This window comes from Actinomadura spongiicola, from assembly GCF_003432485.1.
In the GTDB taxonomy this organism is placed as follows: Bacteria; Actinomycetota; Actinomycetes; order Streptosporangiales; family Streptosporangiaceae; genus Spirillospora; species Spirillospora spongiicola.
The window spans coordinates 303,083-327,225 of the sequence record NZ_QVNQ01000006.1 but is presented as its reverse complement, the minus strand read 5'-3'; the positions used below and the strand labels follow the sequence as shown (position 1 = coordinate 327,225).

The window sequence follows — 24,143 nt, the reverse complement described above, 5'->3', positions numbered from 1 at the left end:
CAGCAGGGCGTCGCGTTCGGACTGCCTTCGGGCAGCACGTCGTAGGCAGCCATAGTCCCGGCCCTGTGGTCCTTGGTGAACGTGCGACGCTCGCGCTGGCACCGTGACCTGAACGCGGGCCGGCACGCTGCCCGCTCGAACCCAAGCGGCCGGGTCGCCCGCCGACCATCCGCTCGGCATCGGACGACACCGCGTCGATCAGACTGAAAGCTGCATTTCAAGCAGCCTCATGGCGACCAGCTCGCAGCCATGCGTGAGCTCTCAGGCCCGCCGATCCTACGAATGACCGGCTCCAGACCCGTGCCTGGACGGCAGGACGAGCTCCGGTGTCCGGGCGGCGCCACGTCGGCTGGAGCGCTGATGACGTGGCACCGCCGTAGCTCTCGCGTCGCCAGGTTCCTCCGAGGCGGCAGACCGGGGATCTCCGGCGAACGACCATTTTGCGGAAGACGAGAGGTGAGGTTGCCGTTTACCGTTGACCGCTGTTCCGTGGTTCCTCATCAAGGTCGGTGAGTAGCTCGTCGAGGGCCTTGTTGAGGGCTTCGGAGTTGGCCGAGTCGAACCAGGTCGTGCGGATACGTTCGTTGTTCCCTTTCGGGGTCTCGTGGTCGGCCGCGAGTTGGTGCAGGGAACGGGTCTGGTCGCTCAGGGCCCGGCCGACTCCCCGGAAGAGGCTGCGCACGTAGCCGTCGGCGTCGTCGGAGGCGAGGCCGTGGCCGATGGCCCAGGAGGTGAGTGTGGCGAGGTAGGAGTAGTGGGCGGTCAGCGTTCCCGTGAGCGCGGAGAAGACGTTGAAGGCCGCCTCGTCGGCGACCGGGAGCACCCCGCCCAGGCGCTCGAACAGGGAGTCCACCGTCGGGTGCGACGGGTACGTCACCGTGACCGAGCGGCGTTCACGAATGGCGGGCAGGGGGATCGCCCGTACCAACGCGGCGTCGGTGGCGAGTGTCCGGCGCAGGTCGTCGTTGCCGACACCCGACATCGCGTTGATCACTACTTTGTCGCCGTCCACCTTCAGCCCGGCCAGTGCTTCGTGCCGGCCCGAGGGGCGGAGGGCGATGATCACCACCTCGGAGCGGTCCACCACCTCCTGGTTGTCGGCGCACACCCGCACGCCCTCATGGCGCTCGGACAACTCCGCGGCTGTGCGGGCTCCCCGAGGGCTGAGGAACACCTCAGGCGACTCGTCCGTCCCGCCGTACAGGCCCGTCACGATGGCCTGGCCGATCTCGCCCACTCCGATGACGCCGATGCGCTTCACTGCTTTTCCCCCATCGCGTGTGGGAGTCGTGAACCCTGTCGGCGCGGGTCCGGGACGTCGAGTCTGGGGCCATGGGGTCCACGTCGAGCGCACTGCGGCGCCCTCGCCCCCTCCCCGAAACCCGTGGTCGCCTCCACAGGAACGCGACCGCCGTGAAGGCTGCCAGGCAGGGAGCCATCCCGGACCACCCCAGCGCCGGCGGCAGCCCGGTCTCGCCGGAGGTGTCCCTGGCGAGCAGCCCGGTCAACCCGACGCTTGCGCTGAGCACGAACAACCGCGTCCCGGGTCGGCACCACCACCAGAGCCGGGGCCAGCCCACTGAGGTCGTCGGCGTACAGGGGCGAGAGCGCACGAGCGTCGGTTCTCTGGGGGACGGAGAGCCGCTGGAACACGCGCAGTTGTGGCACGGCTCGGGTCGGGCTGTACCTGAACTCGGCGATCGAGGCGTAGTCGAACATCGTCTCGGTCACATCGACCGCGGGATTGACCAGCACCTGCGCCTTGAGCGTCAGCCCGGCCTCTCTGGCCCCGATCGCCGCCAGGGCACTGATCAACGCGCCGCAACTCTCGCCGAACACGGCCGTGCGCGCCGGGTCGATGCCCCGCTGCGAGGCGTGCCGCACCATGTGCCGCAGCACGTCCCAGCCGTCGTCGACGGCATCCGACAGCGGAGTCTCCGGGCCGATGAGGCGGTGCTCGACCGAGCCGACGAGTGCGGGCAGCCGAGCGGCGAGATGGCTGTTGGCCCAGTCGCACTGCACCGCCGTGCCCACGAAACTGCCTCCGTGCCCGTGGAGCACGAGTGGCAGCTCGGCCCGGTCGGTGCCGTCGCCGTCGCGTGCGGCGGCCGGCCGGTACACCCGGACCGGGATCTCGCGGTCGGGCAGCACCAGCCGCTGCCATTCGATCGTGGCGCCGGGATCGGGTTCCCCCAGGAGCGCCCGCGCCGCGCTGGACGCCCGGAAGCGGTTTTCCGCCTCGCGGTAGGCGAGCAACTCCTCGTCCGTCATCGCCGGCCAGTCCGGCTCCGGCGGCCGCTTCACAGTAGTGATCTCGCTCATTCCCTGACCTGGAAAGTTGTAGGTTCTGCGAGGCCCGATGCCCCAGGGCCCGGGTGTCCGACGGGGGCCGGCGCGTTGCGGGCGGGCCGGGTCAGCCGGGCCGCCAGTTCCCGGACCTGTTCAGGACGCGGGTTGGCTCCGGTCAGAACCGTCGCCAATCGATCGCCGGGGACCGCGCCGTCGGCGATCGCCGCCAGGCCCGCCGCCCCCGCCGGCTCCAGGACGATCCCGAGCGTGCGCGCCGCGAGCTCCATAGCGGCCGCGATGGCCTCGTCGGTCACCAGGACGATCTCGTCCACCAGGGTGCGGGCCCGCCTTACCGAGGCCTCCAGCGGACCGACCACCGCGATGCCTTCGGCGAAGGTGCGAGCGCGGTCGATGCGGACCGCGCGGCCGGCGCGCAGGCTTTCCCGCATCGAGGGGGCGCCTTCGGCGTTGACCCCCACGATCCGGGTGCCGGGGGCGTGCTCCTTCATCCAGCGCGCCACGCCGTTGATCAGCGCGCCGTCGCCGACCGGCAGCACGACCGAGTCGAAGCCCGAAGTGCCGCGGGTCAACTCGACTCCGATCGTCCCGGCGCCCTCGGCGATCGCCGCCTGTAGACCGTCCCGCAGGTAGACGCGGTCAGGATGGCGTTCGGCGTGGGCGGCCGCGGCCTCACGCGCCGACGTGCCGTCCGTCCCGGCCGCGATGACCCGGGCGCCGAAGGTCTCCATCCGCTCCCGCTTGGCGGGATTGACCGTCTCGGCCACGAACACCTCGACCGGCATCCCGCGGGCCCGCCCCGCGTAGGCGACGGCCTGCCCGAAGTTGCCCGAACTGGCGCACACCACCGGCGTGCCCGGGGCGAGCGCGCTCAGCATCAGATCGGCGCCCCGGCCCTTGAAACTGCGCACCGGATTGGCCGTCTCCACCTTCACCGTCACCGCGCGGCCGCCCAGCGCCCGGCTCAGCTGCTCGTCGAGGTACTGCGGGGTGTTGAGGAACACCGGATCGATCACCTGTACGGCCTTCTCGATCCGCGCCACGTCCAGGTCCATACACGTCGCCTCCTCGGTGACTTCCGGTCCCGGTCGACGCTATTCGAACTCCCGATCGAAGCGATTGAGAATTTTCCCGCTGCGACGCAATAATCTTGCATGCCCGAATCGCCGCCGCCGCGCCTGGACGAAATCGACGTCCTCCTTCTGGACCTGCTCCAGTACGACGCCGGACGCACCCTGCACGACCTCGGCGAACAGGTCGGACTCTCACCGAGCGCCGTCCAGCGACGGATCGCCCGCTACCGCAAGGACGGCCTCATCAGCAGGCAGGTCGCCGTACTCGACCCGCACCGCTTCGGCCCCACCGTCCTGGCCGCGGTCCTGGTGACCCTCGACCAGGAATCGTTCGAGCACCACCGCGCCTTCGCTGAACGGACGCGCTCGGACCCGCAGGTCCAGCAGTGTTACCGGGTCGCGGGGCCGTGGGACTACGTCGTCGTCCTGGCCGCACGAAGCATGCGCGACTGCAGCCGGCTCGGCGACCGCCTGTTCAAGGCCGACGCCAACATCAAGCGTTACGAGACCCTGGTCGTCTTCGACACCCTCAAGACCGGCCTGGCCCTCCCGCTTCCCGCACCACAGCCCACGCGCCCACAAGACAGGCGGCTATAGGCAGAGAAACCCAAGTGAAGGCCTGATGTGTGACGGACGTCCCCGGCACTGGCGACGGTCGGGCGGACCACACGAGAGCACCGTCGCCTGGCCGGCCAGACTCACGACATGAGCACCTCGTCAGCGGCGGCCTGGCCGGAGCGCACTGCCCCGTCGATGTAGCCGTACCAGCGGGTCGCGGTTTCGCTTCCCGCCCAGTGGATGCGGCCCACGGGGGTGCGGAGCGCGGGGCCGTACTGGGTCCACGCGCCGGGCGGGAAGAGCGCCGCGTACGCGCCTCGGGTGAAGGGCTCGGCGCTCCAGTCCTGCTCCAGGTAGGCGCACGGTCGGGCGGCGCGGGGGCCGAACAGACGGGCGAGCTGGTCCAGGACGGCGCTCTTGCGCTCATGTTCCGGCAGGGCGGCCAGCTCCCGCGCCACCGCGCCTTCGAGGATGCCGACCAGTACACCGCGGTTCCCCGAGCGCGGACTGCTGTCGGTGACGCCGCTCAGGGGACCACGCAGACTCAGCGCCTGCCCGCTCAGGCCGTCCGAGCGCCAGAACGGCTCCGGATAGACGATCAGGCATTTGATAGCGCTGCCCATCGCCAGCCGCTGAGTCAGGCCGTCCCGGCCGGCAGGCAGCGGCGGGTCGTAGCCGATGCGTCCGGCCAGGACGGGCGGGATCGCGACGACGACGCGGGCGGCACGCACGGTGTCGCCGGCTTCGGTGCCGATCAGGACTTCATCGTCGTTCTGGGCGATCCACCGGACCGGCGCGCCGAGGCGAACGCGGTCGCCGAGCCTGGCGGCCAGGCGCCGGGCCAACTCGCCGGCACCCTGGTCCAACCGGTCCTGCTGGGCGCCGCCCTCGGTCGCCATGACCGCCTGCAGGCTGCCCGCCGACCGGGCGTAGAACAGGGCGTGCAGCAGTGACAGTTCGCTCGGCTCGCAGGCCCACATCAGCCGGGTGGCCAGCGAGTACAACCGGCGCCCACCTCGAGTGCGCAGGGTGCGGCCGATCCACGTGGCCAGGGTCTGGTCGTCGAGCACGGCGGCGTTCGGGCTGCTCCACGGGGCGACGGGGTCGATCGTCCGGGCCAGTCGCTCGAACCGCGCCTGCGCCTGAGCGAGGTCCAGCAGTTGCGGCATGCTCAGCCGGGGGACGGTCCCCCGCCAGTGCCGGACGCGGCCAGAGGAGGTCTCGACGAGGTGGTCGCCTGCCACGTGGGTGGCGAACACCTCGATCCCGAGCTCCTTGGCCAGGGCATGAACACGATCCTGACCGGGACCGATGAACTGGCCCCCCAGGTCGAGGATCTCGCCGTCGGCCTCAACAAGGCGGGTGCGCCCGCCGACGTGGTCGCGGGCTTCGAGTACGAGCACGTCCACGCCCTGCCGCAGCAGTGTGTCGGCGCAGCTCAAACCCGACATTCCGGCGCCGACGACAATGACGTCGGTGACGTGGGAACGGTGGTCGGTCATGACTTGCTCCTGGTGCGTCGGGCCGTGCCACGGCACGCGACACCCCTAGGGTGCGGCGCGTTCGCGGCACGGCGAACACGCCAGCGCACCCACCGACCACCATCGGCGCTGACTCGTGATTCTTGATCACCAACAAAATACCCGGGCGGTTGTGGTCTCGGGGCGATTCGGTCGAACCTCCTGCACGCCCCAGGGACCACACGCGGTGGCCGCAGAGCCCTCGACACCAACGAATACGCATCTTCGGTGAGGCGAACTCGCCAGTGTCGGCCCTCGAGTCGTCGGCGCTGGGCTCGCTCGCCGTGCTGGCCCATCTGGTGCTCGTCGTCCCGGACGGCGTCGCCCGTACGCGCGGGCAGCGGGCCCTGGTGGCGCTCGTGTACGTGCTCCACGGCGCAGTGCTGGTGACGTGGCTGCAATTCGGGCGGACGGAGGAGGACGAATGCGTCTGCCTGGAGGTGCTGCCGGTGGACGACGGGCGTCCGCTGCTGCTGGTGGTTACGGCCATGCTGTGGGTATACGCCCTGGTGCTCGCCTCGGCGCTGGTCCGGCGGTGACTGGCGGGGGTGCCCGCCCCGCAGCGGCATGTGTTCGCGCCGGTGGTATACGGGGGCGTGCCGGGGGTCCTCGTCCTTGGGGCGCGGGAGGGGCTGTCCACGGCTCCGGGCGGCCCTACGAGCCGTTCCAGAGCCTGCTCGGGACGGCGGCGCTGTTCTTGCTCGTCCTGTGGCCGGTCGGGCTGCTCACAGGATTAGTCCGTGCCGGGCTGGACCAGGCAGCCGTCGGCGGGCTCGCCGCGCGGCTCGGCACGCCGCTGCCGCCGCGCTCGCTGGAAGCCGCGCTCGGCGTGGTGCTGCACGATCCGAGCCTTGCGGCTGGTCTACGGGACCGAGGAGTTCGTCGACGGCGACGGGCATCCGGTCGGACGGCCGCTGCCCGGGTCCGGGCGGACGGTCCCTGGCTGGACACCGGTACCGGATCCAGGGCCGCCCTGGTGCACGACGCCGCGCTGACCGCCCAGCCGGAGCTGATCCGGTCATCCAGCGGCGATGACGTCCGCACGGCGCAGCAGGACACCCCGACGTGCCATTCCTCGGTAGCGGAGCATGTGAACCAGGCGGTCGCCGAGGTATTGCGACAGACACACGGCCGGACCGTACTTGCGGGGGGTCGCGATCCTGGTCTTGAGGAACTCGAAGTACTCCGCCACCCGCTCGGGCAGGGAGATCGCCTCAGACTCAGCCGTGGCCCTTCCGGAACCGCCCGGGGCCGGCCCCCACTGCCTGCCAGGCGCGACGTCTTACCTGCACGGACGTACCTATCGGCGAGCCCAACGTCGACTAGCCGGACATCAGCCTTGATCGACTTTAACCCGGCGACGCTATCGACCCAAGCCCTTACCTGAACGGCATTGGTCCTACAGTTGCCGCATATATCTTTCGGGAGGCCACAATCGGTCACCGGAAGGCCTCCTTCACCAATGGCTTGGGGGCTTCGTTCGACTACTCTCGTTCGTCCGGAGGCGAAGCGGCGAATGACGATCACTGGCGCCATAAATGATCTTTGTGGCGGCATGGATTGAGGGGGTCATCTCTTGAGCTCGGGCCTCATGCGGGGAATCGCAGTGATCGTGGCTTTCGCGATCGCGGCGGCTGTGAACGTGGTGACAGGTCTACTCATCGACGACTGGAACCTGGGGGCGTGGATCGCCCTGGGCGTCCTGGTCCTCGTGGGCGGCGGGCTCCAGATCCTGCTGTCCAGAGCGCCGAATCAGAATAGGGCGAAGCAGCGCATGCGCGGCGTCCGCGCCGGCGGCTCGGTGCTCCAGTCGGGTGACAAGGTCTCCAAGAAGATGTACGGAATACAGTCCGGCGGGGACGTTCACCAAAAGGGCAAGGATTCCGAGCAAGTGATGCGCAAGGTGCGCGCGGACCGGGATGTCACGCAGGAAGCCCCCAGGACTGATCAATGAGTCCCTCGCAAAATGCGTTCTTCGTCAGGGTCAAGGGAGATTTCAAGCAGGTCTTCGAGCACGTTCCCCGAGCCACGTGGGATCAGCAGCTCGACCACGCCGCCGCCAGGCTCGCGGATCACGTCGTGAAGGACGCTCGGCAGCGCCTCAAGATGTTGCGTGACAGGATTCCGTCCGAGCTGTCAGTGCTCTGGCGCGCCGACGACGGCAGCGAGGGGGTGGATCCCGCGGCCCTCTACCGGAGGGCCACCAACGGTCGGCTCGTGATCCTTGGTGAGGCGGGTGCGGGCAAATCCGTTCTGATCGACCGGCTGGTCCTCAGCCTGCGGGAGACGCGTACCTCGACCACCGCCCCCATACCGGCCATCGTCAGCCTCAGCGGCTGGAACCCCGAGGAAGTCGAGCTGGACGACTGGATCGTCGAGCAGTTGGTCTCGGAGTTCCCTTTTCTCGTCGCCACGCGCGGCAGCGGGGATACCACGATCGCCGAGTATCTCCGCAGCCGTGGTCAGATCCTGCCCATCCTGGACGGTTTCGACGAAGTCGCCACCGGAATGCACAGGCGGGCACTCGGCGACCTCAACGACGTCACGACTCCGCTGGTCCTGACCAGCCGCCCGGAGGCCTTCCGCCAAGCGAGGGAGACCGCGGGCCGACTGTGGTCCACGACCACGGCCGAGTTACAGAAGCTGGACATCGACGTGATCACCGACTACCTCGCGAGCGGCGACGACGAACATGGCCGCCGTTGGCGTGCGGCTCTCATGAAAGCGCCCGACCGCCTCGGCAGTGCACTCGACACGCCTCTGATGGTGGGACTCGCGCGTGAGATGGACAGCGACGGTTCCGCGCTCGAACTGTTCGCCGATGGCGAGCGTTTTCCGACGGCGGAGTCGATCCAAGCGTACTTGCTGCAAAATTATGTACCCAGCCTCTACGGCCGCAGAAGGAGCAAGCAACCCAGGTGGGAGACGCACGGAGTGCACTGGTTGCGCAACGTCGCCAAGCTCCTGCCCATCGGTCGCAAGAGCTTAGCCTGGTGGGAGCTGGGCGACTTTCTCGGCAGGCCGTCCAGGGTCATGGCCTATTTCCTGCCGGCCGTCGTCATCGGGTTTCTCACGGGCGCGGCCGTTCACAGCCCGCTGGGCGGTGCCGCGGCCGCAGGGCTGATGAGCCTGCTCGCGGTCGGGGCCGGGTGGTGGCGAGGCCCCAAACTCGTCCGCCTTCAGGTCGGCCTCGCCGACCGAACCAGGTACGCACTGGCTCTGGGCGGGGCAGGGCTGGTCGGAGGCGCGTGCGTGGGCCTGCTGACCTATGTCGGTGCGATGCACGTGGGCTTGTGGACACTGCCCGTAGGTGCGGTGCTCGGCACCGCAGTCGGTAGTGCTCTGACGTACGTGATCCGGCGTTGGGAGCTGGGTGAACTCGCCAAATCGCTGCCGACCGAACTCCAACTCGGCGCGGCGGGCTCGGCCACGGGCGGAGCCGCTCTCGGCCTGATCTTCGGGATCTTCGACCGGATACCGTCAGTCGGGTACGGCGTCTGGATCGGCTACTGCTGCCTGATCGGTCTCTCCTTCGCCATACCCGCGGCGTTCGAGGGCGGTCCCCGTCTGGAGTGGTCGGCCACACCGAGCGACCTCCTGGTGGCCAACCGGCACTGGGCCTACGTACAGATGGTGAGCGTGGGGCTCGCCTTCAGCCTGGCGGCGGCGACGGTCACCGGCCGCCGGGCGATACCCATCGGCATGGCCATCGGCCTCGCGTGGGGGGTCGGCACGACCGCTTGGGGCCGCTGGGCGTTGCTCATTCGATGGTGGATGCCGCTGACCCGTCGCCTACCCTTGCACGTGTGGGGATTTCTGAACGACGCCCGCAAGAGGGGAGCGCTCCGTCAGAAGGGGCCCTATCTGGAATTTCGCCATCGCCGGCTGCACGAAAGCCTGGCAGACACCGAAAGTTGAGACGCACCGGCCTGGCCCTTACAACGATCTCCCTGTTATTGGTGGCCGACACGCTCGCCGGGCTTGCCCACCGGACGGGAACGGACGTAGGAGTAGTCCGTGTCGACGCACGCTCCCGCGCCACCGAAACGCTGATCGTCGTATTCCCGGGCTTCATCATGCCGGCGGCAGAGGTCGCCCAGGCTTTCGCCCCCCATCTCCGCGCCAACGTTGGTCTGCTGGTCGTTCAGTACGCGGATCGTGGGGTCGACCCGAGCCGCATTCACGCTGCGCTCCTACCGGAGATCAATCGGCTTCGCCCCTACAATTTGGTCTTTTACGGCGCCTCAATGGGCGGCATGTGCGCGTACGACTTTCTACTGCGCGCGAAACACGAACTCCCCGGCACCCCAGGTCTCGTCCTCGATACAGCACCCGCTAGTGTCGAAGACGTCCGGCGCCCTGGTTGGTCTTTCTGGTTAGCCTCCCGCTACCGTGGCGGCCCCCTCGCCAGCGGCGTCTGGAACGCCCTGAGCAGGCTGCCCGTGTCAAGACCTACCCCCGAGGTCGACGCCGACGCGAGCCTTATCGTTCGTTCACGTTCCCGCAGCGCAAAGGTGGGTATGCCCGCGATCACCTCGCAGGCCGCCTACATCGGCGGTTTTAGACTGCGGCACACCGACCTGACGGGACGCATCCACTACCTGCGCGCAAATCCCGCGACCCAGGATCCTCTGATCAAGGTCGATCAAGCGATCATCCACTGGCGAGCCGTACACCCATCACTGAAAGTCAGCTCGATCTCCTCCCGCAGAGGCGACTGGCATATCCCCCTGGTAGAACGACCAGCGGAGACCGTAGCCGCCATCCTGGCATCAAGCAACTGATAACAACACGAGGCACCACGGACCTTCCGTGCTGGCCTCGGATACTGCCGCTGGACGCGAAAGCGGGAGCGACATGGCGTCCGTTCCGGCAGCTTGCGATTCGGCCTCCGTCGCGCCGCCCTTGTCGGACGGAGTAGGTACACGGCGCCGGACGGCCTCGCTCATTTGCTGCGACCAGATGCGCTCGCACCACTTGGTGATCGGGTGGTCACCGTCCAGCGATCGTTCGCCGTCCGGCCGAAATCACCTGCCACTTGTTGGGCGCCAGCGAGGTGGTCACGGGTCGGCAGGGTGTGGGGTGGTCAACGCCCGGCACAGGCTTCCGGTCGGTCAGTCCGCCGCCGCCCGAACTCGGAAGTCAAGGCCGATCGGTGGTGGTCAGAACCCTGAGCGACGGAGTAGCCGATGAGGTGTGTACGCGGCCTTGGGCGCTGCGCTTACCGAGGATCACGCTCGTGCAGGGCGCCCTGAGCAAGGCGGCCTTCATCGCGGGCAGCGGGGCAGCGGTGCGCGCGGCCGGGGGTTCCCGTGAGTCAGGCTTTGGCGCGGTGCTGCTTGAGGCGGAGTTGCTCCCTGCGGACCTCGGCCTGGACGGCCTGCTCGCGTTCCAGCCAGTCGGGCCTTTCTGCCTTCAGATTCTCGATCTCGGCTGTGGTGAGAGGGCCCGTGATGCCGGCGCGGGCCAGACCTGAGATCGAGACGCGGAGCTTGGCGGCGACGACCTGGCGGGGGTGGGGGCCCTCACGGCGAAGGTCCGCCAGCCACGAGGGCGGGTCGGCTTGGAGCGCGTTCAATTCGTCCCGGGAGACAGGACCTTCCTGGAACTCGGCGGGTGCTGCCGACAGCAGGATCCCCAGCTTCTTGGCCGCGGTCGCGGACTTCATGGTCTGCGGGGTCTTTGCCTTGGACGTGCCCATGACGTCAAGAGTAGCCAGCGGAAGGGAATCGTCCGGACGTGACTAGGGTGGCGGAGTGAGCGATAGAGAGTTCCGGCTGGCCTACGTACCAGGCGTGACGCCCGGGAAGTGGGCCGGGGTATGGGCCGAGCGGGTCCGGGATGTGCCGCTACGCCTGGTGCAGATGCCGGCGTCCGAGGTCGTCCCCCTGCTGCGGGACGGTGGCGTGGACGCGGCGTTCGTACGCCTGCCCGTCGATCGCGAGGCCCTCCATGTGATCCCGCTGTACCTGGAGACGACCGTGGTCGTGGTGCCAAAGGATCACGAGGTGGCCGCGGTGGAGGAGGTGGAACTCGCCGATCTCGCCGACGAGGACGTGTTCGAGCCCCTCGACGAGGTCTTGACCTGGGACGACCGCCCCGGGCAACCTGCCTTCACCCGTCCTGAGAGCACCGTCGGCGCGATCGAGTTGGTGGCGTCGGGAACCGGTGTCCTGCTGCTCCCGCAGTCTCTTGCCCGCCTCCACCACCGCAAGGACCTCACCTACCGAACCGTGACCGACGCTCCCCAGTCCCAGATCGGCCTGGCCTGGCTCGACGCCGAGACGACCGACCTCATGGAGGAACTGATCGGCATCGTCCGCGGACGCACCCCCAACAGCTCTCGTGGCCGCAATCCCCGGCAACAGCCCGCCCGGAAGAAGCCACCGCAACAGCGCCCCGCCCCCAACCACCGCCGCCAGAAGCGACGCCGGAGGTGACGAGAGTCGCGCTCATCGCCACCATCCCGCCGTCCCTCTTCGAATACCTGGGCGAGCGAGCTCGTCCGGTTCGGCGATCGGTGTAGGCACCGACTTCGCGGCGGCAGACCTGCATCCGCCATTCCGTGACCGCGTTCATCGGTGGCACCTGGATGCGACGAGCGTGATGCTCGCTGACCGCCGGCACCTACCTGCGGGCGCCGATGAAGGGTCCGGGACGTCACACGCCAGCAGCGCCCCGGCATGGGGCGCAGAAAGCCGACCCGGATGGTGCAACCGACCTCACGAAGGATCGAGGGCTCACGAACGACCGCAAAATCGGGGAGCCTCACGGTGTCCCGCGACGGAGGGAGGCTCAAGATGTCGTCAGAAGCCTTCATGATGACGCGGTCGAGAGCCGACATGTCATTTGCTCGGCTGGGGAACCTTGCAGTTGGCGGTGGGGTTGAGGCCGATGTAGTTGAGCGGGCCGGAGGCCAAGGTGATTCCGATCGTGGCGATTCTGGCGCAGCTGCCGTCGAATTCGGTGTAGTAGTGGCGCTGTCCCGCGGCGAGCGCACCCACGATCAACCAGGCGACGAGCATCCACCGTCCGGACCTCATCGCTACCTCCGGTGACCGCTTCGCCGACTCTGGGGGTACGACAGTAACGACAAGGTCGTCCATAGTTAAGCAAGTCGGGCCTGGTGTGTCATCTCGCCGACGTCTCGCGTGCGGTCGCTGTGTTCTCGACCCCGCTCTGACTACCACCGGAGAACGAGCTTGGCCGTGCACAACCCGCTCGAATCCTTCGACTGGCACCAACGTGCGGCCGCCGACCGGCTCGGAACCTGCGTGCCCTGCCACCCGGTGCTCCCTGCACCACGGACCGCCAACAAGATCGACTCCTTTCGCTTCGGCGAACCGCTGCGCCCGGACCAGCGCTCCTCGCAGCGACGTCGTCCAGCGCCCAGCCCGTTTCGTTGGCCAACCCACGCCGGGCGGCCCCGGCGATGAACTGGCTCGCCGCACGCATCGCAGGTCTATCCCCCAGGCAACTACCGCTGCCCTCCCTTCCACACCGACCGGCCTCTGGCGGCACGCCGAGCGCCGCTGGACAGCCGAACACCGGTCAGCGGCGCTCATGGGCCCGGCCCCGCGAAGGCCGCGTCGGTCTCGGTAATGAACTTCGCCTGCAAGGGCCGGACGATCGCCACGTCCCTTACGCAGGTGAGAGATGGGCGCGTCACCGATTTCTTGTCGTTGTGGGTCAGCGTGGTGGTGTCGAGCATGATGCCGAGTGGACCGTTGGTCGGCAGCAGGCCGGGGACGGCGTCGGCAAGGACCGGGGTCACGTCACCTGGAACGCCTCGTACGGCACGTTCTCGTCAGCATCTCGGCGAGCAGGTGGCGCTGCGTGATCAGCAAGCGCTCATGACGGCGCCGTCGAACAATTCTTCGGCGTAACTGAATCGATGAGCGATCCTCGGGCAGTTTTCGTAGTTGGAAAGTGTGTCAGCAAGGCGGCCGCTGCATTCGTGTAGGGACGAGACCCACGGTGTGCGCCCGTTGAGCTGACCGGGCGGCACCCCCGGGCCCGGCCGTGTCGTTCGGATGGTGTCCAGTGAATGTCCAGTGCCCGTCCAGTGCGGCTGAATAGCTTATACCGCATCGGATCACTTCACACCGGAAATGAAGGAAGGGACATGCGCAATCGTTTGCGGAAAGCTCGCGCCCGGACCGCGGTGGCGATTACCGCCAGTGTCGTGGCCTTCGCCGCGGGCGGAACTCTGACTGCCGCCGGCCCGGCCAGCGCCGCCGGCTCGTCGAGAACACCGGTGATCGACGTCACCAACGGTCGGTTCAACGTCATTCTTTCGAACTCTCAGGTCGGGAGGCTGGCGGCCGGGGACACCGTTACAGCGTTCCACGGTTTCAGCACCTTCCAGAAACTCACGATCCAGAGCCAGGGCTTCGATCTCGAAGGACGTATTCAGGGCAGGCTTCGGAGCCACGACTTCAAGAGCTTGTGGCAGGTCTACAACCTTCCGTCATCGACCGGCTACAAGGTGTGGGCTCTCAGCTTCAAGAAGGACACCAGTCAGAGCGTCCTGAAGGAGGTCTTCCGCCGGGAGCAGCTGATCGATGTCAATATCGACATCACGTTCAGGGTCAAAGCCGCCGCGTTGCGCGGGGTGTCCACCCTGCGCATCGGGTTCGAGACGCTAAGGCTGGAGCTCGACGGAACGACCAAGGACTTCACGGTTGTCAACCCGGACTCCGGCGGCGCGAAGGACCAGGACGGTGACGACGTCCCGATCGACTTCGAGCCGATCTGACCGAGGCCTCTCGGTGGGTTCTAGGCTGACCTGTCGAATGAGACCTTGACGGCGGCGGCGATCGGTTCCGGGCTGGCACCGGCACCGGTCGCCGCCGAACCTCGTTCGGGGCCGGCCCGTGGCGCGTGAAATACGGACCATCTTGCTTTTCACACTCATGCTGGCCGGGAGCGCTTACATGCCGTCCATCACGAACACTCCGATATCGATCACCAGCCGGAAACCCGGCGTTCCTCGCATATCACTGGGTACGGCACGGCGCGTTCTGACGAGATTCGCCACAGCCACCATTTCGACAATGGCGGCCGCCGCGATGCTTCTGATCGGCGGCTCCAGCGCCGCACTCGCGCACGGCGCGCACTTCGTGCCGGAGGCCACCGATGTCAGTTGGGACGGTACCGTCGCCACCGTTGCGTTCCGTGAAGTGGATGTGGTGCTGAAGGCGGACGTGACCACGATATCCGTCAAGGTGACCGCCGACGTGGACGCCATCTGCAAGCGAGGCGTTTCGATACTCCGCATCCACCGGTCGGCGACCGCCCTGGATGTGAAGGACTATCCGATCAGCGACGACGGCACCGTCGAAGGCGCCGCGAGAGTGCCGCTCAAGGTGACGGGGTTGGAGGTTCCCGACTTCACGTGTGTGATAACGCACGTATCGGTCACGACCGTCCTCGAGGATTTCTGGACCGGCGCGACCCTGATCGACAAGACTGACCAACGACAGATCCGAGAAAGCACCACTGATATATCGCCTTGAGTCAGATGCCCAAGTCGGCGGCGCAGGATCGTCATCCGGCCCACCGCGATCCGGACCTCGGCCATCGTCAGGGTGGCCTCGAACGGTGGCCTGACCAATGGACGTCGGCAACCCCGGACGTGCTACAGCATCGACTCGCTCATCGGATCGTCGAGCATGGTGGGTGTCTCCCCGCTGGACGTCACCGACGTGGCGACCGCGCTCGACGCGAGCCGACCCTCGACCTCTCCCAGCGGCTCCATGCCGGCCTGGGCGCGCGACTGCTCGTACCGGTTACCGATCTCCGCGGCGAGGCGCAGCGCGGCCAGGTGATGCCCCCGCGCCTCGGCGGGACGGCCCATGGCCGCGGCGACCTCTCCGAGGCTGTTCGCCACGCGCGCCTCGCCGGCCCGTTCCCTGATCCGTCGGAACAGCTCGAGCGCCTCGCTGAGGCGGTCGAGGGCCTGTTCATGCTCACCGCGCGACAGGTCGACGCCGCCCAGGCCGTCCAGCGCGTACGCCTCGCCGGCCGGCTCGGTCGCGCCGCGGAACAGGATGAGGGCGTGCTCGTGGTACTCGCCCGCCTCGTCGTACCGGCCGAGGGCGGACTCGACATGGCCGAGGTACACCAGCGCGTAGGCTTCGCCCACGGCGTCGCCGATATCCCGGCAGATGGCGATCGCGGCGCGGAGGTCCTCCGCCGCGTCGGCGTACCGGCCCTGGCGCAACCGCACATGGCCGAGGTTGCCGAGGCCGCGCGCCTCGGTGCCCTTGGCGCCGGTGTCGCGGGCCAAGGCGATCGCCTCGGCGAGCATCCGCGCGGCCTTGCGATACCGACCCTGCCACTGGTAGACGTGCCCGAGATTGCCGAGCGCGCGCATCCGGGCGAAGTCATCCCCGACCTCGTACGCGAGTTCCAGCGCCCGCCGCAGCTCGGCGCCGGCCTCGGCGTACCGCCCCTGCTGGACGGCGACGACCCCGAGGTTGATCCGCAGCTGTGCCGCGCTGCGGTGATCGGGCACGCTCTCGGCGGCCCGCAACGCGTGCTCGTGCAGGGCGACGGCATCGGCGTAATGACCGCCGCTCTCCAGATAGCGCAGAAGCACCAGGGCGAGCCGCACCGGGTACCAGGCGTGTCCGTGCTCCGCCGCGTGCACGGCGGTGGCCACCAGGTTGGCGCGCTCGGCGTCCAGCCAGGCCAGCGACGTACCGACGTCGTGCAGCGTGGGCAACGCCCCCGCGGGACGCGGCACCCGGGGCCGCCGGTCTCGCTCGGCGGGATACAACACGTCCATCGCCGTGGCCGCGGTGTGCAGATAGAACTCCAGGACGCGGCGCGGCAGGTCGACCTCGCCGTTCCGGACGGCCAGATCCTTGGCGTACGCCCGGAGCAGGTCGTGCATGCCGTACCGATCCCCGATGCGCTGCACCTGATGCCTGCCGGCGAGCAACTCCAGGCATTCACGTGCTGTCGCCTCCTCGCCGCCGAGGAGGGCGGCCGCCCCGAAGCCGTCCACATCGGTACCGGGATGCAGCCCCAGCAGCCGGAACATGCGGGCCGCGCCGGGCGGGAGGTCCCGGTACGACCAGGAGAACACGACGCCGATGGTGGAGTGCGAATCCCCGGTGGACAACAGGTTCAGCCGCCTCCGATGATCGGCGAGCTCGCCCACCACCTCGGCTAAGGCCGCCGGTGCCCTCCGGTGCACCAGCTCCGCGGCGATCCGCACCGCGAGCGGCAGCCTGGCGCACTGCGTCGCCAGCGCCTCGGCCGCGCCGATCTCCGCGGTCGCCCACTCGCCCACCAGTCGCCGCAGCAACGCCAGCGCATCCTCCCGGCGCAGGACGTCGAGGTCCAGTCGGCGCGCACCGTGCCGCACGATCAGGCCGGGCAGGCTGTCGCGGCTGGTCACCAACACGACACTGCCCGCCGACCCGGGCAGCAGCGGCCGGATCTGGTCGACCGAGGCGGCGTTGTCCAGCAGGATCAGCATGCGGCGCCCGTCGAGCAGGCTGCGGTACCGGGCGGCGCGCTCCTCGACGTCGCCCGGCACCTGCTCGCCCGGCAGGCCGAGCGAGCGCAGGAACCTGGCCAGGGCGGCGTCGGGGGACACCGGCTGCTCCTGGTCGTAGCCGCGCAGGTCGATGTAGAGCTGGCCGTCCGGGAAGCGATCGCGGGCGCGGTGCGCCCACCGGGTGGCGAGAGCGGTCTTGCCGACGCCCGCGGTGCCGGACACGACGACGATGACGATCGTGTCCTGTTCCGGCGCGATGGTGAGCCGGTCGAGTTCGCCGAGTTCGTACGCCCGTCCGATGAAAACCGGAACGTCGGCCAGCAACTCGGCGGGCACCGTCCGGACGACCGCGATGGGCGGCCCGGTCAGCACGTGTGCCCGCGAATCGTCGTCCAGGATCTCCTGGTACGCGGCGGTCAACTCCGGCCCCGGGGCGACGCCGAGCTCGTCGGCCAGCCGGCGTCGCACCGCGTGATAGGTGGTGCATGCCTGTGCTCTGAGGCCGGCGGCGGCGTACGCGCGGACGAGCCGAGCCTGCCCCATCTCGTCCAGCGGATCGGCCACCGCGACCTCCTCGAACGCGCTGATCGCCCGGTCCACCGCCCCGGCCGCCAGCATGGCGGCGCCGTACCGGCCCAGCGCCGCCCGATGCTCCGCCATGATCGACAGCACCCGCGGGTGCTCGGCCAGCAGGGGGAGGTCGGCGAAGGGCCGGCCCTGCCACAGCGCCAGCGCCTCGGTCAGGACCGCCACTCCCCCGCCGTCGGCGGCATGTCGGACGAGGCGGCGGAAGCGCATGATGTCGATCTGGTCCGCAGGGACGCCGAGGCGGTAGCTGTCGCCCAGATAAGGCAGCACCTCGCTGCGGGAGTGCGGCGTCCGCCCGGGTTCCAGCAGCCGGCGGAGCCGCTTCACGTGCGTCTGGATGACGTTGACGGCGCTGGCCGGTGGCCGGTCACCCCATAACGCGTCGACCAGGGTGGCCAGGCCGACCGGCTGCCCGCCGGCCAGCACGAGCAGGCCCAGCACGGCGCGTTGGGCGGGCGGCCCGAGCAGGAGCGGCTCGTCGTCGAGCCATGCGCGCATCGGCCCTAGCACCTGGATCCGTAGTGTCAGTCTCGCGTCCACTTCCGGTCCAATCGATTGTCAAAAATCGCTCGGCGATAGCTTATCGATCAGATCCGGTACAAGCGATAGAGATCAACCGCATATGTCGCAAATCGGACAGACGGTGCCGGGAGTGGCGCTCACGCCGGGATCATGGTACGGAACATCCCTACGGAAACCATCAACGGCCGGACCCTCAGGTGCTCGCTGGACACGATCGCGACGGTCGTTCTGGAACGGCGACCCGCTGTCGGCCGGCGGCGTGGTCGCCGCCGGCCGACGAGCAGTGGAACGCCGTGGCCCGGCCCGGCTCGATCGACAGCGGTTCCCGCGCCGACGGCACGAGCGGCGCGCCGTCCCCATTCACCGTGAACGACCTCCCATGTCAGGCGGCACCTGATCTTCTGCCCACAGTGATTCGCCCGGCCGGGTCCGTTTCCCCACCCTCTGATCAATTGATCAATCCGCACGCGCGTTTCCCGCATGCGGCTTATCGATGATCTTCTGGCATGGTCACGCCGTCTTCGGACAGCGATGTCCTTGCCTTCCGGCTCGCCCCCATCACCTCCGCGTCCGCCACGTCATCGACGTCGAGCCGGACGCCCCGCGGCGTGACGAGCGTCGCGGACTCCATGACGTCGCAGACGAAGCCGTCCTCGCGGAGGTGAACCCGACGCCGCCCGACAACGCGCACCGATGAGACCGGGCGCGCTGGGAACCGGCAGCGTCATCGCCAGGCCGTGCTCGTCGAGCGCATCGCCGACCGTGCCAGTAAGCGCCCCGCCCTGGATCGCGAACCGCGTCGCGTCCAGCCGCCCATGGTCGCGTTTCCTAGTGGGCCGGAGCGGTTCTTCGCCCGGTCAGGCCCAGTAGGTCCAAGCGGTGGGGATGCGGATCGCGGCGGCGAGGACGAGTACGGCTGTGACGGCGAGAATCGCGGGGCGGCGGGGTAGCGGTGTTTCGTCGGTGCGGGCGAACCGGCGGCTCAGGAGCGCGCCCAGTGCCGCGCAGGGCACCACGATCACCAGACCCTCCACCAGCACCGTGTACAAGGTGATGGTGGCGAAGTCGGCCGCGTTGGGAACCGCGAACCAGTTGTCCATGGGCGGGTCCATCAGCCCCGTCCAGCGGATCAGCGGCGTGGCGACGAACACCGTTCCGGCGGTCGCCACCAGCGCGGAGACCGTGGTGGCCAGCAGGACCAGTGCGGGTCGGTGGGCACGGTGCCGCGCCGAGACCGCGAACGCCACGACGCCCTGCACGAGGAGGATCATGGCTTTCTGGGTGTCGGTGAAGGCGTTCAGGAAACTGGTGCAGGTCAACGACAGATGGCAGTCTGGTGCCCAGCGGACGGTGGTGGGGAGGGCGGTCTCGGCCGCGAGGACGAGAGCGATGGCCAGGCACGCCGCCGCCAGGCCGCTTGCCAGCCCGATGCGCAGCGCCGGGCTGGGTCGTGTTCCGCGCCGCGCGGCGGTCAGCAGCGGGGCGCTGCTGAGCAACAACACCGCCACCGGTACCGCAGGGCTGATCACCAGCGCCTCCACCGGCAGCCAGTCGGTTCCGGTCAGCCGGGTGACCGTCGTGTACCAGGCATTGGAGCCATCCGGCCGAGGGGGCGCACCGAGCTGAACGGGCCCCCACCCGGAACTCACACTCTGCCACCAGCTGATGAAGAACAGCGCCCCGGCAAGCGTTGCCACGGTGACCAGGATCGAAGCCATCCGAGCCGGAGCGTGGCGGATCGTGGACGCCGTCCACACCGCCACAGCGGTCATACCCCCCGCGAGCGCGAGCCCGGCGGTGGCGTAGGTGAGGAGCGACGGCCACCACCCTGATTCTTCCGACCACAGCGGATGACTGCTATGAAAGCTGATGGGGTCACCGGCCATGAATCCGGCGACGAGCGCCGTGGGAACCGCCAGGCACGTCCGCAGCCCGGGCCGGTGTTCAGGACGGTCCGCGACCCATCGCCATAGCGTGGTGGTCAGCAGTCCCGCGACCAGCAGCCCGGTGACCAGCCCAATGATGGCCTGCGGTTGCAGCAGGTTACGGGTGACCAATGCGGCGCTCAACTCGAACGTGGCGGGTACGGCGAACAGGCCGGCCGTCAGTCCAATTCCCGCCATCTCCCACAAGGACGGCCTTGCGGACGTGGACGGGCACGCGAGAGCCGCGCGCCGCTGCCCCGGCGTGGGGTGCATACGCGTCCACCGGGGCCGGAACCGGAACGTCGACTCGGGCACGTGTCGCAGTGCCCGCTCCATCACCAGTTTGCCGTCGGGCCCTGCCAGCGTGGCCGCGGTCGTGTCGGCGTGCACCTCCCGCACCCGCAGGATCGCGTTGCGGGTCAGTACCACTATCGCCGTCAGCACCGCCATCGGAAGGAGCGTCTCGATCACCGCCGTCCGCCACAGCGTTCCTGGTAACCAGCCGGGCGGGCCGGTGAACACCTCGGGATGTGCGGTGACCACCACCAGGGTCGGGACGAGGGTCGCCGCGACGAACGCCCACCACAGCGCGATGGTCAGGTAGGTGACGTCCACGTCCCGGTTGCGCAGATGGGCCAGTTCATGCCCGGCGACCGCACGCAGGACGGTCGGGTCCGCGCCGGCCCGTTTCAGCAGCCCGGCGGTGAGCATCACCCGCCGCCGCCCCGGCAACCCGAACGCAAGACCGTCGACCCCGCCGTCAGCCGACACCATCCAGGTCGGTGAGCGGGCCAAGCCCATCTCCCGGCTCAGCGTGTCCAGCCGCTGGACCGTTCCCGGGTCGTCGACACCACGCAGTTCCGCCAGCCGCCAGCGTCGCACCCGCCACCACGGGTGCAGCAAGTACAGCAACCCCGCCAGGCCGAGCATCGCGGTATCCCCCACCAGTACCCAGCGGATCTGCTCGCGGTAGACAGGCACGTAGCACCGTTTGACCCGATCCAGACCACGAGCGTAGGGCTCGATATCGGCTGCCGTGCGCATCGGTGCGATGGTGGCCTTCTCACGGGCTTCACACGCGGAAGCGGCCCGCTGGCGTTCCTGATGCTCGGGGACGGCAAAGTACAGGGCGGTGAACGCCAGCGAACCGGTCGCGAGGACTGCTCCAATGAGCAGGAAGAAACGGGTCGTGGTCCCGGTGGGTGGCCTCACTCGGAGTCCTGCCTCAGCCGCCGTACCAACACCGCCGCGACATTCTCGGCTGTGGCCTGCTCGTATTCACGGTCCAGAAGAACCTGCTCGGCCATCCTCCCGATATGAGCGACCTGTTCGTCGGTGAGTTCCAGCCGAGGTCGGTCGTCCTCCCTGCCCATCCGTCGTCGCAGCACCCGGCGCAACGGCCGTATCGGCGCCCGGACGGCCTCACCGGTGATTTCCTCGACCGCCTGGCTCAGCACCAGGAGCACGACCGGAGTCAACAGCGCGACGGCCTCGCCGAGCCCCCAACTGATCGGTGCGCCGTGTCGCCGTCCACGCCCGGAGAGCGCCTTTTCCCCGGAGCGGAAGAACTGGTCGGCGACCACGGGGAAGGCCGCCTTTTCCTCTGGAGCGACCTCCGAGATCACCTCCTGAGCAATCTGGCGTATGTGTAACTCGCGCGTGTCCGTCTTCGCCATGTACTCACCCCTCACCGATGCCGAGACCACGCTAAGAGCGGGCCATCTCCCGCTTCCATGCATTTAGGCGCACAACCGAAACTCATCGAAAGATCTAGACCACGTTGCCATGAGCCGCCGACCGAAATTCCGAAGCGTGGCCCGCGTGAAACGCGCTCTCGAAACATGGGACTCAGCCGCTGGCGTCCTTGGCCTCGGCGGTGGGTGCGGGGTCGAGTTTCAGGACCTGAAGTATCTGTTGGTGGAAGCGATTCACGGCGGTGTCGATGCTGCGGACGAAGCCGGCTTCCTCGGTGCCGCGTTTGGTTCCCAGCCCGGTCGCGAGGGTCAGGCGGAACGTCTCGATCTGTGAGGAGTCTTCGGGGACGAGAAGTCCGGGCTCGTTGACGAGGTTCTTCAGGAGGTCGCAGGGGCCGGTCTTGTGTTTGGGGGCGAGCGCCTCGACGCGGAGTTCGTGCGGGGCGTCCTTCAACTGGCGTAGCAGCCATTGGACGCGGGTCAGCGGACGGGCGCGGGCCGCGGCGGGGACCTCGACCGTGGTTTCGACCTGTCCGGTGCGCAGGTCGGCTTCGAGGAGGACCGGGCCGCCGGCGTTGGGGATTCGGATCTCGGCGCTCATGCGACCGGACTCCACTAAGGATGTGACGGTCTGCAGGCGGCGCACTGAGGCGTCCCCGTCCCGTCGTTTGCGGAGCACGGGCGCGATGGCCAGACCCGTCTCACCGCTCAGCCGCAGGCACAGTTGCCGGATCAGTTTCTCCCAGCTCTCGGCCACCTGTATCGCCCGCCGATCGCCGAGGCGCAGCGTGCCCGCGGTGACGGCGTTGCGCACCGGGACCCAGGCGGCGCCCATGTCCCGAAAGCCCTGGCAGCCCGCACTGTCCTGACGCATGTAGTGCAGCAGTTCGCTCAGTAGCCAGGCGTGAACGGGGTTGGCCACGCCGTCGTGGACACAGAGCATCTCGGTCTCGTGAGCGACCTCGGCCCAGGACAGATGGCGCAGCGCGACCTTGCGCAGCAGTCGCTTGTCGACCTTCAGGGGATGCTCGTTGTCCAGCGCGAGATCATTGGACAGGGTGATCACGGTTTCGTAGCCGTTCTTGGCCGCCACCTTGAGATATGCCTCGACCTGGTCGGCCTTGAGGGGATTGCCGCCGGTCTTGGTCTCGATCAGCGCGGTCCAGATCCGGCCGGCCCTGGCCACACGCAGTACGCCGTCGGGACGGACCTTGCCGTCGCCGTGGCCGAAGGAGGCTTCGGCGAAGGTCTGGATGGTGCCCGCCGGAGCGTTGAAACGGGCCGTCAGGCGGCGGCCGAACTCGGGCACCTGCGCCATCACCGCCAGCAGCGTCGCGGTCGCACGCACCTCACGTTCCTGGTCGTTGCGCAGCCCCGTGACCGGGAACAGTCGCGCGTGCTGCCAGGACGGATTCTCGGCCAGGTTGACCTTGACCGCCTTGGGCACGGTCGTCTTCTTCCTGACCGTCCGAACCCGTTTCGGACGGTCATCCCCCTTGGGAGGGGTCGGGTCAGCGGGCTGCCCCGCGGCGGCGAGGGCCGGGGGCTCCGGCCGGGCGGACCCGGGTGCGGCGGTCGGCCGCGCGGGGGCCTGGTCGCCTTCCTCCTCGTCGCCGTCATCGACGCTGATGCCGAAGTCGGTGGCCAGACCCGCGAGTCCGGACGTGTAGCCCTGGCCGACCGCGCGGAACTTCCAGGTGTCGTTCCTGCGGTACAACTCCCCGAAGATGAACGCGGTCTCGGTGTCGGCGTCCTTGATGTCGAAGGTCAGGAGTACCTCTCCGGCGCTGTCGGAGATGGTCAGCCGCAGATCGTCCAGTGCCCCGAACGTGGCGTCCGCGTAGCGGCTGGCGGCGATGACGACGCGTTCGACGGCGGGCCGCAACGCGTCCAGGTCGACCAGGATGCGGTCCTCGCTGCCGACGGCGGTGGGCGTCTTGCCCAGCAGGCGCACCGATTCGTCGACGGTGGCGGGTTGGTTGTAGAAGACGAAATCCGCGTCGCTGCCGACCTTGCCACCGGCGTCGACCAAGAGCACTGAGACATCGGCCTCACCTTCACCGGAAGGATCGATCCAACTCAACGCCACCGTGAACGGCCCCGTCGCCGTGGACAGGCCGAACAGGTCGACGTTGGCGCCCTTGGTCATCTGATGCACTGCGTCCGCTCCTCTGCACGCGCCGAACCCGCGCGTGCAGCGGGAGCTTGACAGCCACAGAACTCGTGCGACCACTCAGGGCGATCATCTGCATGCGCAGTGCCAGCGTACGCACATCAGACGCGGTGAAGCCCGCCCAGGCGCGGTGGGGGCCACACCCGGCCACACATCTGCCGGTTTCTCGCTGAAGGTCAGCATGGAAATGGCGATGGCACCGGCCTCATGCCGCGTGCTCTAGGCGGCCTCCCCCGGTCGTGGAACGACGGCTGCGCCAATGCCGCCGGCT

At 68.6% G+C, this 24,143-nt stretch carries 19 protein-coding genes and 1 pseudogene; 9 read left to right on the top strand and 11 right to left on the bottom strand.

The window, feature by feature from the left end; genetic code table 11:
• Positions 1-469 precede the first annotated feature (469 nt).
• The 3 genes from D0T12_RS21245 to D0T12_RS21235 are packed head-to-tail and all read right to left on the bottom strand — an operon-like array spanning position 470 to position 3,362.
• Positions 470-1,261 (bottom strand): NAD(P)-binding domain-containing protein, encoded by a 792-nt coding sequence (locus D0T12_RS21245; RefSeq protein WP_117401396.1) that lies wholly within the window; start codon positions 1,259-1,261, stop codon positions 470-472.
• Entirely contained in the window at positions 1,258-2,322 is a 1,065-nt protein-coding gene (locus D0T12_RS21240) for an alpha/beta hydrolase fold domain-containing protein (protein WP_117401395.1), read from the bottom strand. The genes D0T12_RS21245 and D0T12_RS21240 overlap by 4 nt, the downstream gene beginning before the upstream one ends.
• Positions 2,319-3,362, bottom strand: coding sequence for a threonine ammonia-lyase (locus D0T12_RS21235; RefSeq protein WP_117401394.1), 1,044 nt, complete (start codon positions 3,360-3,362; stop codon positions 2,319-2,321). Before D0T12_RS21235 ends, D0T12_RS21240 begins: the two co-directional genes overlap by 4 nt.
• 99 nt (positions 3,363-3,461) lie before the next feature.
• Here D0T12_RS21235 and D0T12_RS21230 point away from each other — a divergent pair, with 99 nt between their 5' ends.
• Positions 3,462-3,977, top strand: coding sequence for an Lrp/AsnC family transcriptional regulator (locus tag D0T12_RS21230; protein WP_117401393.1), 516 nt, complete (start codon positions 3,462-3,464; stop codon positions 3,975-3,977).
• 101 nt (positions 3,978-4,078) lie between these two features.
• On the opposite strand, the gene D0T12_RS21225 is transcribed toward D0T12_RS21230, so the two are convergent.
• Positions 4,079-5,440: a flavin monoamine oxidase family protein gene (locus D0T12_RS21225; RefSeq protein ID WP_117401392.1), complete on the bottom strand. Its 1,362-nt coding sequence runs from the start codon at positions 5,438-5,440 to the stop codon at positions 4,079-4,081.
• 263 nt (positions 5,441-5,703) lie between these two features.
• Between D0T12_RS21225 and D0T12_RS21220 the strand changes: the two genes are divergently transcribed.
• From D0T12_RS21220 to D0T12_RS34920, 5 genes are all read left to right on the top strand, one after another.
• The gene (locus tag D0T12_RS21220) at positions 5,704-5,997 is read left to right on the top strand and encodes a hypothetical protein (protein ID WP_117401391.1); all 294 of its coding nucleotides are present in this window, start codon (positions 5,704-5,706) and stop codon (positions 5,995-5,997) included.
• A gap of 312 nt (positions 5,998-6,309) precedes the next feature.
• On the top strand, positions 6,310-6,453 hold the full coding sequence (locus D0T12_RS35445) for a hypothetical protein (protein WP_158581567.1): 144 nt from the start codon (positions 6,310-6,312) through the stop codon (positions 6,451-6,453).
• Between the two features lie 611 nt (positions 6,454-7,064).
• Complete coding sequence (locus D0T12_RS21215; protein ID WP_147339573.1) at positions 7,065-7,412, top strand: hypothetical protein; 348 nt, start codon at positions 7,065-7,067, stop codon at positions 7,410-7,412.
• Positions 7,409-9,376 (top strand): NACHT domain-containing protein, encoded by a 1,968-nt coding sequence (locus D0T12_RS21210; protein ID WP_117401389.1) that lies wholly within the window; start codon positions 7,409-7,411, stop codon positions 9,374-9,376. The genes D0T12_RS21215 and D0T12_RS21210 overlap by 4 nt, the downstream gene beginning before the upstream one ends.
• 41 nt (positions 9,377-9,417) lie before the next feature.
• On the top strand, positions 9,418-10,242 hold the full coding sequence (locus D0T12_RS34920) for an alpha/beta hydrolase family protein (protein WP_147339572.1): 825 nt from the start codon (positions 9,418-9,420) through the stop codon (positions 10,240-10,242).
• 533 nt (positions 10,243-10,775) lie between these two features.
• Here the strand turns inward: D0T12_RS34920 and D0T12_RS21200 are convergent.
• Complete coding sequence (locus D0T12_RS21200; protein WP_117401387.1) at positions 10,776-11,159, bottom strand: DUF5997 family protein; 384 nt, start codon at positions 11,157-11,159, stop codon at positions 10,776-10,778.
• A gap of 55 nt (positions 11,160-11,214) precedes the next feature.
• Here D0T12_RS21200 and D0T12_RS21195 point away from each other — a divergent pair, with 55 nt between their 5' ends.
• The gene (locus D0T12_RS21195) at positions 11,215-11,898 is read left to right on the top strand and encodes a LysR family substrate-binding domain-containing protein (RefSeq protein ID WP_233526197.1); all 684 of its coding nucleotides are present in this window, start codon (positions 11,215-11,217) and stop codon (positions 11,896-11,898) included.
• Between the two features lie 405 nt (positions 11,899-12,303).
• Here D0T12_RS21195 and D0T12_RS21190 read toward each other — a convergent pair whose 3' ends face one another.
• Positions 12,304-12,501, bottom strand: a complete 198-nt coding sequence (locus D0T12_RS21190; RefSeq protein ID WP_117401386.1) for a hypothetical protein — start codon at positions 12,499-12,501, stop codon at positions 12,304-12,306.
• Positions 12,502-13,019: 518 nt separating this feature from the next.
• Positions 13,020-13,232, bottom strand: a complete 213-nt coding sequence (locus D0T12_RS21185) for a hypothetical protein (protein ID WP_117401385.1) — start codon at positions 13,230-13,232, stop codon at positions 13,020-13,022.
• Between the two features lie 351 nt (positions 13,233-13,583).
• Between D0T12_RS21185 and D0T12_RS21180 the strand changes: the two genes are divergently transcribed.
• Positions 13,584-14,216, top strand: coding sequence for a hypothetical protein (locus tag D0T12_RS21180; RefSeq protein WP_147339571.1), 633 nt, complete (start codon positions 13,584-13,586; stop codon positions 14,214-14,216).
• A gap of 298 nt (positions 14,217-14,514) precedes the next feature.
• Positions 14,515-14,976 (top strand): hypothetical protein, encoded by a 462-nt coding sequence (locus tag D0T12_RS21175; RefSeq protein WP_117401383.1) that lies wholly within the window; start codon positions 14,515-14,517, stop codon positions 14,974-14,976.
• 122 nt (positions 14,977-15,098) lie between these two features.
• Here the strand turns inward: D0T12_RS21175 and D0T12_RS21170 are convergent, their stop codons facing one another.
• The 4 genes and pseudogenes from D0T12_RS21170 to D0T12_RS37420 all read right to left on the bottom strand — a co-directional run.
• On the bottom strand, positions 15,099-18,056 hold the full coding sequence (locus D0T12_RS21170) for an AfsR/SARP family transcriptional regulator (protein WP_117401382.1): 2,958 nt from the start codon (positions 18,054-18,056) through the stop codon (positions 15,099-15,101).
• An 881-nt stretch (positions 18,057-18,937) separates the two neighbouring features.
• Positions 18,938-20,986: a M48 family metalloprotease gene (locus tag D0T12_RS21160; protein WP_158581566.1), complete on the bottom strand. Its 2,049-nt coding sequence runs from the start codon at positions 20,984-20,986 to the stop codon at positions 18,938-18,940.
• Between the two features lie 227 nt (positions 20,987-21,213).
• Positions 21,214-21,681 carry a hypothetical protein gene (locus D0T12_RS21155; RefSeq protein WP_147339569.1) on the bottom strand — a complete coding sequence of 156 codons (468 nt, stop codon included), beginning with the start codon at positions 21,679-21,681 and terminating at the stop codon, positions 21,214-21,216.
• A 1,639-nt stretch (positions 21,682-23,320) separates the two neighbouring features.
• A pseudogene (locus D0T12_RS37420) lies at positions 23,321-23,848 on the bottom strand (TerD family protein); the annotation flags it as partial.
• Positions 23,849-24,143: the final 295 nt, after the last annotated feature.